Raw genomic sequence first — 15,334 nt, 5'->3', positions numbered from 1 at the left:
GATGACCCGTTTGCCGCGGAGATCAACTACACTGGGCGGTAGTCTCCCAGTTGAATCTCGCGAGGAAAACGCTCCGTGTCGGAAATTGATGAAAGTACGAAGCAAGGCGATTTTACTTGTGCTGCTGACGAAGTTGTCAAAGAGTTTGCGCAGCCCAAGGCCATCGGTCGGTACCGGATTTTGGGCGTGATCGGCAAGGGAAGTTTCGGGACAGTGTTTCGCGCGGTCGACGATTTGTTGGCGCGGGACGTCGCGATCAAGGTTCCCCGCCGGTTTCCCAAAAATGGTGCCGCTCCGCCGCAATGGAACGCGGAAGCGAGGATGGCCGCGATGCTCGACCATTCCAATATCGTTCCTGTCTATGACGTGGGATCGACCGACGAGTTTCCGTTTTTTGTTGTTTCGCGATTCATCGAAGGCATCGATCTTCGGGAGCGGTTGCAGCAGCGTCAACCGGAGATCGAGCAGAGCCTCGGTTGGATCGTCGACATCGCCGGCGCGCTGCAACATGCCCACGAGAAAGGGCTCGTCCATCGCGATGTGAAACCCAGTAACATCCTGATTGAGAATAATAACCGTCCGTGGCTGACCGATTTTGGTTTGGCGATCCATGGCGATGATCTCGAGCGGCAAACCGAACGTAAAATGCTGGTGGGGACATACTCCTACATGAGTCCCGAGCAAGCCCGTGGCGAAGGGCATCTCGTCGACGGTCGGGCGGATGTTTTTGCATTGGGGATCGTGCTCTATGAGATGCTGCTGGGGAAACGACCCTTCACCGGGACTTCGAGTGAACAACTCCTGCTGAGCATCGTTCGCGCCGAACCGCAGCCCCTGAGGCAGTTAGATCCGACCATCAATGCGGAACTCGAGCGCATCTGCATGAAGGCACTCGCACAGCGATTGTCGGACCGTTATGCCACTTGTGGTGACTTCGCCGAGGATCTTCGCCGGTTCGCCGATTGTCACAGTACCGTAGATTTCAGTGTCGATTTGTCCGGGGCGAATAGGTTGGTGTCACCCAACGCAACTGCCATCGATGGGCCCGGCGCCGAACCGCGAGTGATTCCCAAGGGTCTGCGCGCGTTCGACGAACACGACCAGAATTTCTTTCTTAAGTTGGTTCCTGGTATCCGAGATGCCCACGGCGTTCCTGAGATTATTCGGCGATTGAAACTTCGGGTGGAGTCTCGCACACCGGAGAACTCATTTCGTGTCGGCCTGATTTACGGTCCCTCGGGCTCGGGGAAATCCTCTTTGGTCCGGGCTGGATTGGTACCCTTGCTGGACGACTCGGTTCACCTCACGTACGTGGAGGCAAACGCGAAGCATACCGAATCGCGACTACTCAACGCCCTCTCGCTCATTTTGGAACCGATCGAGAGACCGAGAACACTTATCGAAACGATGGCATCGATTCGCAAGGGCGCCGTCGCGGGCAACAAAAAGGTCGTTGTTGTTCTGGATCAGTTTGAACAATGGCTCCATGCTCATCCCATGATGGACGACGCCGAGCTTATCAATGCGATTCGGCAGTGCGATGGCGTGAATCTGCAATGCTTGGTTTTGATTCGCGATGATTTCTGGATGGCGGCGACGCGGTTTTTTCACGAGTTGGATATTCGCCTCATTCAAGACGTCAACAGCACTGCGGTGGAGCGATTTGAACTGCGGCATGCACGGTATGTGCTTTCAGAGTTTGGTCGGGCCTATGGATGTTTGCCCGACCATCCGACTGCGTTGGATCCCGAGCAGCGAGAGTTCGTTCACGCTCTGGTCGACTCCGTTGCCGAGGATGGCAAAGTGATTTCGATTCATTTGGTCGTGCTCGCTCAGATGTTGAAGGGGCGTGAGTGGAATCGTAAATCGCTCGCGAGCATCGTTGGCACGGAGGGAGTCGACATCAACTTCTTAGACGCCACGTTCCATGATTCCATCGCGTCGCCACCGCACCGCGCCATGGAATCGCCCGCGCGGGCGGTGTTGGCCGAGTTATTGCCGGAGGTCGGCACGAACATCAAGGGGCAAATGAAAAACTCGTCGCGTCTGCGCGAAGTCTCGGGACTCAACCAGCGTGATTTCGAGGAGCTGGTTGAGGCCCTCGATGGCGAACTGCGGCTGATCACGCCTACCGCAGCGATCTTCGACGATGCCGCGAGCGAAGACGCAGGCCCAGGAATGCGGTATTACCAGCTGACGCATGACTTTTTGGTTCCGCCGCTGCGCGAGTGGTTGACTCGAAACGATCGCCAAACACCCCGGGGACGAGCGGTGCTGCGGCTTCAGGAACTGGCCCAGTATTGGCGTCGCAAACGCGAGACCCGTTTTTTGCCAAGCAGCCTGGAATACTTGCGGATCTTGGCATGGACAGACGCCTCCCAACGCAGTCCCAATGAGCAACAGTTGATGGCAGCGGCGACCCGCTATCACGGCTCGCGGTGGGCGATGGTGGCGGTGATCACGCTGTTGGTCGGTTGGGGCGCGATGTGGTCGAGTAACCGCATTCGCGTAAACTTAGCCGCCCACGAAACGGAACTGGGGGTGCAAAGACTGTTGGCCTCCGATACCGATCATGTGTTGGAGTCCATCACGAGGCTACATCCAAAACGAAAACAAGCCGCTCCGATCTTGCAGGCGGTGATTGGGGATCCCAATCGGGCAGCCTACGAGGTCCTGGCGGCGCGGTTGGCTCTGATCGACAATGATCCCGACCAAATACAGCCCTTGATCGACTCGCTGCTGACCTCAGAGGTTGAACAGATCAATCTGATCTGCGCCCGGCTGATGTTGCGAAAAAGTGAGGCCATTGGATCGCTATGGCGGATCGTGCAGTCGGAAACCATGGATGAGTCTCAATGGCTCAAAGCCGCCTTCGCACTGGCCCAGCTCGACCCTGCCAATACACAATGGCGAGCGCACGCCGAGCGGCTCTCGCGAACGATCGTGCACCAGGGGACGCCGCTGGTCGTCGAGATGGCAACGGGGTTCGCAAACGTGGCCCAACATATCTCCAAACCGGTGCAAGCATTCTTTGCAGCTCCTGAGCCCAACGTCGTTCGGCTCAACGCCGCGATCGTGTTGTCGAAATGCCTCCAGCCCAACGATCCTGAGTTGACGGAGCTATTGAGCATCGCCATGCCGGATCAGTTCGAGATATTGCTGCCGGTTGCGACAGCCGATTCCGAATACGTGATGACGGCGTTACGGGGTGAACTGGCAAATGTGGCCTCGCCGCAGTGGCCCGAGGTCGATGGTGCCGAGCTCATGACCCGCGTGGAAATCGATGACAAAACACGTGCTGAAATTGAAGCGTTTGAGGGGATCGCGACCTCCGCGTTCGTGCTCTGTCAGCATCTTCCCCTCGATGAGTTCATCGGATTTACAGGTCGACTCAGTCAGTTTGGTTACCGCCCCGAGTGTGTGCGCGCATACGAATTCGACGACCAAAACTGGGTCGCGGCGATCTGGATGCGAGATCATCTGCAATGGAAGTTCACCCGCCAACGGAGCCCCGACGAGATAGCCAAAACACAAACGCAGATGCGTCAGAGCGGCTTCTATCCGATGGACGTCACGGCCATTCCTGGGTCCGAGGTCGGCCACGACGAGATCGAATATGGGATCCTGTGGACCGAAGCGTCTGAGGCGGTGGTTGACTCACGTATCTACGTCGGTTTGAGCGAAGATGAACATCAGAGCAAAGGATGGGGACCGCTCAGCGAGGGCGGGTTTATCCCCAAATCCAATTTGAAGATTCGCGATTCCCATGGCGTGGATCGCTACAGTTCGATCCGGTGGCGAACGATTTTCCATCCACCACCCAAAGACGCGTGGAACGACTCACAGTTCAAGTATGAGTCACAGGTGTTGGATGGTTGGCAACAGGCCGATGTGCGTATGAATCCTTTTGGGGAGTTCGATGAATACGACATCAGCTATGCGGCGGTATGGTGGAATGGCGGTGTCATGCAATCGAAGGCATTGACGCGACTGGAACGCAACGACCATTTGCAGCAATGTCTGACGCTTGCCGGTGAGGGCTTTCGGCCTGTCAGCGTGTCGGTCGTTTTCGACGAGAACACGAACAAGCTTGTTGCCGCGTCAGTTTGGCATCGCCCGTTTGTATCCGATGAAGTGAAAGACACCTTGGCAAGCCGGCAGGCCAACGCCGTGGTCGCGCTGCTCAGGCTCGGTTCAACGGCCGGCCTGTGGCCGCTGTTGGAAGCTCGTGCCGATCCTCGCTTGCGTTCTTTCTTGATCGATCGTTTGGCGTCCCTGGGGGCCGATCCCATGGTTCTTCTGAATCGATTGATGATCGAAAAGGATGAATCGAGGAAATTCGCACTGATCGCTGCGCTCGCTCAGTACCGACCTTCGCAGTTGCCGATCGATAAATCGGCATCCTTGCGTGAACTAATTCACCGCTGGGGCACTAGCGATCCATCGGCGGCGATCCACTCCATCTGCAGCTACCTGGCCCGCCAATGGAAGTGGTCTGACATTGATGCGGAGATCGAGACGGCCCCATCACCACCCCTCCCGGATTCCATCAAGGTTCCCACCTGGTATCGAAATGGTCAGGGGCAAACGATGGTTGCCATTTCCGGCCCCATCGAGTTTCCCATGGGGTCTCCAGGACATGAGGCCTTTCGGGAGCACCACATGGAGGTTTCGATGAAGATGCGAATTCCACGCAGTTTCGCGATCGGTGCCGCAGAGGTGACTGTTGAACAGTTCCAGAAATATAATCGGGCGGCATTGTTTGCAGCGGAGTACACGCTCAGCAGCGATTGCCCCATTACCTCGGTCAACTGGTTTGATGCGATGAACTATTGCCGGTGGTTGAGCGAGCAGGAAGGCATCACCGAAGATCAGATGTGCTATCCGCCGATCAGCGATATGCAGGCCGAATTCAATGCCACCGATAGTGTCACGTTACCCGATGATTTTTTGCAGCGGACCGGATATCGCTTGCCCACCGAGGCGGAGTGGGAATACTGCGCTCGCGCGTTGACGACCACCCCCCGCTATTTCGGAAACGCTGACGAACTCCTGCCAAATTATGCATGGACAACCGAGAGTTCCACTGTCCGTTCCCAGGTTCGTTTTCATCCGGTCAAACAACTCTTGCCAAATGATTTTGGGCTCTTTGATACGCTCGGCAATGTCATGGAATGTTGTGAAACATCACCATCGTGGGAGGCGATGTCACCCGTGGTGGTGGACGATCGCGTGAAGATCAAACGCTCTCGATCCGACTACAGCATCCTCCGGGGTAGCGCAGTGTTCTATGTGCCGACGACCATGCGAAGCTCTAAGCGTGAGGAAGCTCGCATGGATGCACATCACCCGTATATGGGGCTCCGGATCGCTCGCACGATGCCGGTGTCCGTCAATCCCTAGTGAGCCGGACCGGTGGCGCCCGGCCGTTTGAGATTGATATTCAATGTGCGAGCTGCCAGTTTCCAGACCGCTCGTGAACGAAGACCCTGCCCTTCGCGGTGGTTACGTGAATTTCCCCGTTGACAGATCGCAGATCGATAGGCTCGGTTCGGGATGAAGGCAACGTCGCGAGGACCCAATCACCGCTTCCGTTGTATTGAAACAGTTCCTGATCTGTGGTGAGCACCCACAAGTCCGATGAACGGTCGCCGGCCATCATCGCGACCTGCTTGTTTTTCATCGGCCCATCGTCCAGATGCGTCCAACTCGGCCGGCCCCCGGGCTCATCATTCATTCGATAGACCATTTGATTGCGACCGAGTGCAAACAGACTGTTTTGTCTATTGCAGGCAATGTCGTCGAATACCCATTGGTCCGGCGAGATCACTTGGTTGGATTCGTAGACACGACGATCCGTCGCCAGTTGGAAGGTCCGTCGTCGGAACCGATTCGATGGCCTCAGCACCGAACCTCCCCGCCCGCTGGCGGGCAGGGACACATTCAGTGGCGCAAAGCGTTTGACGCCGACGACATGCGTTTCGGCGCACCAGCCCTGGGAATCGATGCGGTCAAAGTTGTCATACGATGCCCAGCAAAATCCGCTGTCTTTCCACTGCGTCCCCCAGGAATTCATGATCAGAAGCGATTGCAGCGCATCGTCAAAACCGACCGCCGTGATCGCGTGGTAGTCAGCCTTGGGAGCACTTTCACTGTGCCATCGATAGGGTGCTTCCAGCTCCGTGTCGGATCGGAAATCACCTCCCATCCGCACGATCAACACGACGGGATAGCCTTCATAGATGTAGGTTTTGATCTCGCGCAAATTGGCGGCGCGCTCGTTGCGTTGCGTGACAAAGGTTTTGGCCTCGATTCGGGCATCCTGACTGACTTGTGTTTGTGACAATGGCATTGTCGCCCGGGTCGCGCAGCCGTGCTGCTTCACGAAATCGATCGCCTGCAGCATGCGGAGACCGTTGCCGTTCTCACTCAGTTGGTCGAAAATGAAGCGTGGACTGAATTGATCGTTGGCCTCGGTAGGCTTTTTGCGACGCTCCTGGGCAATTTGGCATGAATATGCCGCGTGTGCGATCGTCCAAGCAACGCAGTCGTTTTGGGTTTGTTTGCCTGGGGTCGGAAGGTAGTCGATTAAGTCGAAACGAGATGGCAAGTTGATGTTCGCGTCGGCACCCCATCGAGGATCGATCCTGGGGGCCAGGCTGCGCAGCATGGGCGGCGGGGCGGAGGTATCGTGTTCGAGGCCGGGAGCCACGGTGACGCGGTCTTCCACCGCGGATCGGGGCAGTGGCTGGATTGTGCTTGAGGAATCGGTCTGAGCTGCTCGCACGCCGTGCGTCGGGATCTGTCGATAACTGTCCCGGGGTGTCAGCTGGACACCTTGGCCGAACGCGATGCCAGTGGGGAATGCACCCAGCCATGCAATGGTCAGCAAGAGAGAATTTTGAGGCCGCATACGTCAGTTTCCGAAGAAGGGAGATGACTGTTAAACGTTTTTTGATGCCAGTCGCACGGAAAAATATTGCATACTAAACATTGGGGGGTTACCGTGGTGCCCGGGCGAGAAGGCAATGCAATGGTAACCTATTACAAAGGACAACAACGTGAGTAAATCTGAAGAACAACTGAGAGCAATGTACTTGTCGGGAACCGTATCGATCCCACCGCGGTTTCCTGACGTCGCAGCGATTTCATTCAGCCGCAGTGAGAATCGCAATGGGCCCGTCTTCATCACCGCAACCCAGCGGATGTCGCCGAAAGTGTTGATCAAACGCACTTTCTTTGCGGAAGATGTCACGTCACTCTTTGTCCCCGACGATGCCAAACAAGTTGACTTGGAAAAGGGGACTTGGTTTGAAGGGGAGGTGTTGGCTGAGAAGGTTTACGATTTGCTAGACAAGGCAGCGGTGACCGGGATTATTTACGTTCGCGAATACGCTCAATCAATCCTGGAAATGGAAGCGGGTTTAACCGCCGCCGAGAGCGCCCAGTATTACCCACCATTGCCTGAAGACCGCAGCGTCGATCACTACAACATGTGTTCCAAGGGTGTTTCGGCGGGTTGCATCTGAGTTAGCAAATAGCGGGAGCCAATGCTTTGAATCAAAACCTGCCCACGATTGATGTCGTTGTCCTGACACGGGATGAGAGCGAGCTGCCGGAATCGGTCAGCGGTGCGCTCCATCGGCAGCGCGGCGTGCAACTTCGGTATCATCGTGTGGTCGGCACGCCCATGAGCGATGATGCCCATCGCGTTGCGACGATTGTACGGGCGAGAAACGAGGGCGTCGCGCGAGCATCGGGAGACTGGTTGATGTTCCTCGATGATGACGTTGCGCTGGCACCCGACTGCATCGCTCGGCTGCATCACGGGCTCGCAACGCGTCCCGAGTATGCCGCATTGGGGGCCGATTATTTAGGTGATTGCTCACGCCACGGCTCTTCACCGCACATCTCGATGGGCGCTACTTTGTTTCGTCGCTCGACACTTCAGCGGACCCCGTTTCGCTGGGAAGCCAATAAGTGTGAGTGTCTATGTTGTTGCGAAGACATCCGCCGGGCGGGTTCACGCATCGAATACTTGCCCGACGCCAGGGCACGGCACATGGCAAAACCTGAAACCGCCCTGGCATGCCAGTCGCGCACACCCGTTTCGCCGCCTGCGGGGCGCACCTCTCAGGCAGCGGACGCCAAGATTCTCGTCGCGTTCAACCGACGCGATGTTCAACGCTTTCGTGACGTATTCCTCCGCATGTTGAGGGCGTCGGGAAACGAGCAAGAGGTCATTGCCGTTGGTTATGGCCTGTATCCGAGTGAACGGCGACTGTTGTCGGCATGTCGCGGGGTGCGTGTGATCGACCGTACGAGCAATGGTCAAATGCCTCCGGTGAGACGCTTGGCCGATTTTGCGGAGATCACCGAGACCCTGCACCCAAACCTGCCCGTCGCGTACTGGGACGCCAGCGACGTGGTGATCCAAGCTCGTTTGGATCCCCTGTGGGAGATGACGCAGGAGCATCCCGGTCAGGTTTTTGCGGTGCGTGAACCGCGGGGTTATCCGGGCAACGCAGCGATCGTTGGTTGGACGCATTCGATCGAAAACCCAATCATGCGTCATCGCGCCTTTGAGTTGTTTTCAACGCGACCATTCCTCAATAGCGGGTTCAGTGCAGGCACCGCCGGGGCCATGCACCGTTATTTCAAGGAAGCCGCTCGGCTGCGTGACTCGGTCGAACTTCGCGGCACGACAGACTGGGGGGATCAGACCGCCTTCAATCTATACTGCCACAGTAATCCACAGCGCTGGATTGAGGTTGCCGAAGGTTGGAACTACTGCGTTCATGACCGTCCCGTGGGCGAAGTCCAAGTGATGCCCCATGGTCGGATCACCTGCCGCAGCGGAACCCCGATCTATGCCGCCCATGGCAACGCACGGTCGTTGGCCAAATTGGCAATTGTTCACTAAGGAACGAGGGGGAAATAAGTGGTCGAACGCTCCGCGGTCGGAATGGTCGACCGCGGAGCGTTCGACCACAATTTCAGACAGTAATTTTCCGCTCGTTCCTAATCACGATTGAAAGGTTGTTCCGTGAAGAACATTGATCGAGATACCCGCACGGTCGTGATCAGCACGCTCGACGATCGGGCTCGCGAACGCCTGCGGCGCATCGAAACCCATCTTGCCCTCGCTGGGTTTCGCAATGTTGACGTCGTGCAAGCTCACACGCCCGAACGAGATCGGTTCCAGGAACAGGGGCTGCCTGAAGTGTTGCAAGGCCGATGGAGAACGGATCTACGACATATGTGGGGATCTGCCGCGTGCGGCCTTTCTCATCTCGATTTAATGAAGTGGGATGCATCCGAGCTTCCGGTCATTATTTTCGAGGACGACGCGACCATCCACCCTCAATTCTTTCGATATCTGGCCGCGATCGATTTTCCCGATGGCCTCCCCTGGGATGTCTGCCATCTTTCCTACCACAACGAAAACCTCAGCGCCGCAAAATACCCGGCTGGTGTCGTTAACGAGCATCTCGTGCGTTGTCCGCCCAACGAGACGCCCTCGACCTATAGCTATATACTCAATCAACCGATCTTTGACCGCATGACGCCTCTGACAGAGGACATCGATTTTCAGCTGGCCCACGAGACCGACCGCATCGACAGCTTTGTCATCGAACACGACCCGCCACTGACCATGCCTGACTTCAACCTGCCGAGTGTACGGAACGATCTCGACGATCTCCATTGGCATGAGAACAACTCAGGCTAATGGGCTGCCATGTGCGTACTCGGGCCGGATCAGGCAAATTGATAGCCTTCTTCACCGTGATCGGTGATGTCGAGTCCACGTTGCTCGCTCTCGGCTGGGACACGTAGTCCGACGGCAACGTCGATCAGTTTGAGCAAGATGAGGCTGCCGATGCCGGCGAATAGGTAGGTAATCAGAACGGCAACGATCTGCCCAATCAACAGGCTCACATTGCCGCCCGATTCGATCAACCCGATCGGAACACCACCGCTAACGTCGACTGCGGCGCGGGAGGCGAAGACGCCCGTCAGGACGGCGCCGAGCGTGCCGCCGACGCCATGCACGCCGAACGCGTCGAGGGCGTCATCGTAGCCGAACATATGTTTGAGTCGGGAGCATGAATAGAAGCACATCAATCCCGCGGCGGCACCCATCAACAGGGCCGGCATCGCCTGGACGAACCCGGCGGCGGGCGTGATGCAGACCAAACCCGCGACCGCACCGCTGCTGGCGCCGAGGACGGTGGGTTTGCCGAGCCATACCCATTCTGCAACCGCCCAAGCGACCGCTCCAGCGGCCGCGGAGAAATGGGTCACCATGAATGCGCTACTGGACATTTCGTCCGACAACAGCCCACTGCCGGCATTGAATCCGAACCAGCCCACCCACAACATTGCTGCCCCGAGCACCGTGTAGGACAAATTGTGGGGTTGCAGCGGTTCGCTGGGGTATCCCATTCGGGGCCCGATCAGTAACGCCGCGACGAGCGCCGAGATGCCGCTACTGATGTGAACGACCGTGCCGCCTGCGAAATCCAAGGCACCTCCGGCGATACTTCCCGCTCCATAGGCCAATGGGCCGCTGTCCCAGACCCAGTGACACAGGGGGCAATAGATGAAGGTGCCCCACAGGATCGAAAAAATCACCATCGCGCTGAATTTCATCCGCTCGGCGAATGCACCGCAGATCAATGCGGGCGTGATGATGAAAAACATGCCTTGGAACAGCATGTGTGTCATCCGTGGAATGCGGCCTTCCATGGGGGTCAGGGCGACGCCGGCCGCCTCGTCCCAACTCCGTTGAACATCATTCATGAACAGATAATCAAGATTGCCGATCCAGCCACCGCTGCCCCCGAAGGCTAATGAGTAGCCGTAGAGCGCCCAGATCACGGTCATCAACCCCATCAGGAAAATGCACTGCATCATCACGCTGAGCACATTTTTACGACGCACCAGGCCACCGTAAAACATCGCCAGGCCAGGGGCCGTCATGAATAGGACGAGGGCACACGACACCAACATCCAGGCATTATGTCCCGCCAGGGCCGCGGCATCGACCTCGCGTTTGAGACTCGCGGGGGAGAGATCGTTGACCGCCATCGCGGACGCCGCTCCAGGTTCATCGCGAACGCTTTCGGCAGCCGAAGCTGGTGCATCGGCAATCAAATCCGGCGTCGGCGAGCTGAGCGTGGCGTCTTGCGCCCAACTCGACGAAATTGATAGAACACTTGCTCCAGCAATCGTCGTGACCAATAGGAGAACGGCGGCGGTGTGGCGAGAGATCGGTATCATGGACCTAGCGACGCATTAGAGGTGATGTTGGCCAGAGAGGAGTATGCGTTAGAATAGTGTGGTGGCGAGGTCGCTGATACCCGAGCAGACGCCCAGCGATCCTAGATTCCGCTACCACGTCACCAGCGTTTGCACTCCAGCCTCCTCCCCTGCGAAATCTCGTGTTATCACCTTCTGACTTCGTGCATCGAATCTCGCTCACTCTGGCAGGCTTCGCCGTCTTGTGCCTGTTGGGCGGCGATGCGGTGCCCATGGCCGCCGCCCACGGTGACGAGCCCCCGCCGGTTGCGGACGGCGAGGCGGCGGCCTCACCTGCCGAAATCGAGGGTTGGGTCAAGGAACTGTCGAGCAATTCCTATCTGCTCCGCAGACGCGCCACAGCGAATTTAACGCGGGTCGGGGAACGGGCGGTCGCCCCACTCGTGGCCGAACTCGATTCAGGTGAGCTGGAAATCACCGAGCGGGTGCTCGGCATTCTGCAAGAAATCGCCTCGCGAGCCCCCGTGCTGGCAATGAGCGTGTCCGCTGACGACGTCGGCGAGCGATCCGGCAAGAGCGCCTGGGAGGAACTGCTGCGGATTTCCAGGCTCGGGGGCAGTCGCGGGACGCGAGCCAAGGTCGCGACGAGCGAGGTCCGAGATGTCCGCCGGGCTCAAGCGGTCGAAATCCTCGGTGACGCGGGCGTGTTCATTGGCATTGCCGAGTCGACAATCGGTGCGATCAGTCAACAAAGGCGGATCGTTGAAGTCAACGATGAGTTCGAGGGAGATGCCGCGGCACTGGCGTTGCTGCAATGGATCGACGGCATCGACTATGTCCGCGTCAGAGGCGCGGCCATTCGCAAGGACGTGTTAGAGGGGGTCGTGCAGATGCCCGATCTGAAAACTCTCGTTCTATTAGACGGTGAGATCGACGCCGCCGAACTCGCCGTGCTGGGCGATATTAAGGAGCTACGCCGCCTCGAACTGCGGTACGTGCCGATGAATGGCGAGTTGATCGATCAGCTCGCAACGCTGCCGATCCGCGTCTCCCTCACACTCAACGGCACATCGGCCCCTGCGGACCGAGTCGCGACCTTACAGCAGTCCGTCCCCGGCCTGGAGATTATTTTCAAACAGGGTGGCTTCTTGGGCGTGAAGTGTGACAGTACTTTCAGCGACTGTTTGATCTCAGAAGTGGTCGCCGGCCAAGCTGCCGAGAGAGCGGGGCTGTTACCGGGCGATGTGGTTGTCGAAATCGATGGCACGACGGTTAAGAAATTCAAAGACTTGCAGAAAGCGATCGACGCCCACCTGCCCGGTGATACGATCACAATCCGCTACCATCGTGGTGGCGTTCCGAGAGAGACCACCGCAGACCTCGGGAAACTCAATCTGCCGTGAGAGGATCTTCCACTGCACCCAAACACGATTGCGATTCGCTGCCGTACGCTGAACTGATCCCCGACACCCGCCAGCGTTCACGGATGCGCAGGCAACTGATCGAGTGGTTCGCCACAGCCGCCCGGGATTTGCCGTGGCGAAGGCTGCCGACACCCTACCGGGTGTGGGTCAGCGAAATCATGTGCCAGCAAACCCAGATCGCGACGGTCCTGCCGTATTTCGAACGCTTCCTCCGACGGTACCCAGACGCAGCGACTCTCGCGGCGGCCGACGAGAACGAGCTGATGCGGATGTGGGAAGGGCTGGGCTACTACCGCCGCGCCCGCAGCATGCACGCGGCCGCCAAGCAAATTGTCGCTGAGCACGACGGTGAGTTTCCACTTCGCTACGACGATGCGATCAAACTGCCGGGGATTGGACGCTATACGGCCGGTGCGATTCTTTCGATTTCATCCAATCAACCTGTGCCGATTCTCGAAGGCAACACGCTGCGGGTATTCAGCCGCCTGATCGGGTTGCGCGAGCCCATCGATGAAAGGCCGTCGCAGGATGTCTTGTGGAGATTCGCCGCAGGTCTGCTGCCTCAAAAAACTACCGCCGACCGAGACCGGGGGCCCGCTGCGATCAATCAAGCAGCGATGGAGCTCGGTGCTTTGATCTGCACGCCCCGCGAGCCCAAATGCCTGATCTGTCCGCTGGCAAAATGTTGTGTCGCCAACACGCGGGGTTGGCAAACCGAGATTCCCGTGAAGGCAACGAAGACGGTCTACGAACCGCGAACCGAATATGCCGCGTTGATTGGCGACGCGGCAGGTCGCTGGCTCGTGCGTCAAATCCCAGCGGGAGCCAGGTTCGCCGGCATGTGGGATTTCCCCAAAGCCGGTCCGCCCGAAGCCCAGACGCTCGATGAGTTCATGCAGTGGCTGGCCGCCCAAGTCGGTGGACAATTGACCATCGGCGACCAGGTGACGAGCATGAAGCATGCCGTCACCAAGTATCGCATCACCCTGCATGCCCATCGCGCGACTCGCCGCGGCGGGAAGTTGCCGGCGCCGTGGTCGTTCCATTCTGCTGATGAATTGAAACACCTGCCAATGAGTACCACCGGCCGCCGGTTGCTCGACCGGATGCAAAAGCAAAACCTAATCACGCCAGCGAGCTGACCCTCTTGCGAGCTGACCCTCTTGCGAGGGTCTGGTTTTCTCGGGTGCACCGTGTGGTTTACGCTTCTGGCGAACCGGCCCGGTTGAATCGTCTTTCAATCAGAGTTTTCTAGACGGCGTACTCCGTGTCACGCACGATCCCTGGTTGCGGTACCGGGTATTTTCCATCTGCACCGGGCATGACGGGGGCGGGCCCGTCCGCTGTCATGGAGGCTACGTTGGGGGCGAACTCGTGCGCGCAATTCCGCATCTGCTCGATCGTGATCTCTTGGCCTGTGTGCGCTGCCATCCGCCCCATGTTGGTCACGAGGCTCGCTTCGATGCCGCGATGGACCTCATTGTAGGGACGATCATTGATGATCGCGTCCACCAAATCGACCCACTCCATGCGGTATGGGTTGGGTTCGGGTTTTCCGAATTTCCAACGTTCGGTTCGGCGTTTGAACAACTGGTCATCAAATATCGCCACGTTCCCAGGCGTGTGGCCCGATTTGCTGATGATGGCCGATCCCTTTGTGCCGTGCGCGTAGCTGGACATGTCGTTCTTGCAGCCCATCATGGTGCGTCCACCGAAGAACAGTTTGGCTCCGTCATCATACGTATACTCGACACTGTAGTGATCAAAGTTTTGGTCGACATAGTCGCCGCGATAATGCCGCCCGCCGATCGCTTGAGCCTTCACCGGCCACGCATTTTTCATCCATGATGTTTCATCGATTTGGTGGATATAGAAGTCGCTGAACAACCCGCCGCTGGCCCACAGGAAACTGTGGAATCGTTCGATCTGCCACAGGACCTCGGACATGCCATCGGGTTTCGCCGTGGAGTGCGCTGAGGCGACGGGGCCGTGCATCCGATAAGCCCGCATCGTGAGGATATCGCCGATTTCACCATCTTGGATCCGTTGGTGCAGTTCTTGGCGGGCGCGGCAATGCCGGACCATCAAACCAACTCCGCACTTCAGGTTCTTCGCGTCGGCTTGTTTGGCCAGTTCGCCCATCTTGATGGAAGTGGGGCCGTCGGCGGTGAGCGGTTTTTCCATGAACACGTGCAAACCGCGTTCGATCGCATACGCGTAGTGCGGCGCTCGAAACGCCAGCGGCGTGGTCAGGATCACGATGTCGCCAGGGCGTAGGACGTCCATCGCGCTCTTGTATCCGTCGAAGCCGATGAATCGATGGTCTTCGGGAACGTCCACTTTTTCAGGGCGGTCGGCATACTCGTTCGTCAGTGCATCGAGACTCGACTGCAATCGAGTCGGTTGAACGTCCGCCATCGCGACCAGCTTCGTTTTCGCGTTGTCGACGTGCAATGCGTCGTTCGCGGCCCCGGTCCCCCGCCCGCCACAACCGATCAACGCGAGTCGGATTTCGTTCTCACCCGGTTCCTCACCATGGACCATCGAATGACTCGTCAATTGAAGAAGCGAGCCGACCATGGCGCTGGCCGCGGTGGTCGTTACGAATTGTCTTCGGGGTAAAGGGTTGGTCATCGAATATTCCTGAT

Annotated in this window: 9 protein-coding genes; 6 read left to right on the top strand and 3 right to left on the bottom strand. The window is 57.9% G+C overall.

What is annotated here, in order from left to right; translation table 11 throughout:
* Positions 1-75 precede the first annotated feature (75 nt).
* On the top strand, positions 76-5,403 hold the full coding sequence (locus SH410x_RS25270; RefSeq protein ID WP_473671904.1) for a bifunctional serine/threonine-protein kinase/formylglycine-generating enzyme family protein: 5,328 nt from the start codon (positions 76-78) through the stop codon (positions 5,401-5,403).
* A gap of 40 nt (positions 5,404-5,443) precedes the next feature.
* Here the strand turns inward: SH410x_RS25270 and SH410x_RS25265 are convergent, their stop codons facing one another.
* Positions 5,444-6,913 carry a C1 family peptidase gene (locus tag SH410x_RS25265; RefSeq protein WP_473671902.1) on the bottom strand — a complete coding sequence of 490 codons (1,470 nt, stop codon included), beginning with the start codon at positions 6,911-6,913 and terminating at the stop codon, positions 5,444-5,446.
* A 148-nt stretch (positions 6,914-7,061) separates the two neighbouring features.
* On the opposite strand from SH410x_RS25265, the gene SH410x_RS25260 reads away from it, so the two are divergent.
* From SH410x_RS25260 to SH410x_RS25250, 3 genes are all read left to right on the top strand, one after another.
* On the top strand, positions 7,062-7,529 hold the full coding sequence (locus SH410x_RS25260; RefSeq protein ID WP_473671900.1) for a hypothetical protein: 468 nt from the start codon (positions 7,062-7,064) through the stop codon (positions 7,527-7,529).
* A 26-nt stretch (positions 7,530-7,555) separates the two neighbouring features.
* Positions 7,556-8,923, top strand: a complete 1,368-nt coding sequence (locus SH410x_RS25255) for a glycosyltransferase (protein WP_473671898.1) — start codon at positions 7,556-7,558, stop codon at positions 8,921-8,923.
* 123 nt (positions 8,924-9,046) lie between these two features.
* Positions 9,047-9,730 carry a glycosyltransferase family 25 protein gene (locus SH410x_RS25250; protein WP_473671896.1) on the top strand — a complete coding sequence of 228 codons (684 nt, stop codon included), beginning with the start codon at positions 9,047-9,049 and terminating at the stop codon, positions 9,728-9,730.
* 29 nt (positions 9,731-9,759) lie between these two features.
* Here SH410x_RS25250 and SH410x_RS25245 read toward each other — a convergent pair whose 3' ends face one another.
* On the bottom strand, positions 9,760-11,283 hold the full coding sequence (locus SH410x_RS25245; protein WP_473671894.1) for an ammonium transporter: 1,524 nt from the start codon (positions 11,281-11,283) through the stop codon (positions 9,760-9,762).
* A gap of 161 nt (positions 11,284-11,444) precedes the next feature.
* Between SH410x_RS25245 and SH410x_RS25240 the strand changes: the two genes are divergently transcribed.
* Both SH410x_RS25240 and SH410x_RS25235 read left to right on the top strand, forming a co-directional pair.
* Entirely contained in the window at positions 11,445-12,665 is a 1,221-nt protein-coding gene (locus tag SH410x_RS25240) for a PDZ domain-containing protein (protein ID WP_473671892.1), read from the top strand.
* A complete protein-coding gene (locus SH410x_RS25235; RefSeq protein WP_473671890.1) occupies positions 12,662-13,828 on the top strand; it encodes an A/G-specific adenine glycosylase in 1,167 nt (388 codons plus the stop codon). Before SH410x_RS25240 ends, SH410x_RS25235 begins: the two co-directional genes overlap by 4 nt.
* Positions 13,829-13,937: 109 nt before the next feature.
* Here the strand turns inward: SH410x_RS25235 and SH410x_RS25230 are convergent, their stop codons facing one another.
* A complete protein-coding gene (locus tag SH410x_RS25230) occupies positions 13,938-15,320 on the bottom strand; it encodes a Gfo/Idh/MocA family protein (RefSeq protein ID WP_473671889.1) in 1,383 nt (460 codons plus the stop codon).
* Between the last annotated feature and the right edge of the window lie 14 nt (positions 15,321-15,334).

Source organism: Rhodopirellula sp. SH410 (genome assembly GCF_055811895.1).
The sequence above is the reverse complement of the archived record's forward strand: the minus strand, read 5'-3'. Positions and strand labels throughout refer to the sequence as shown.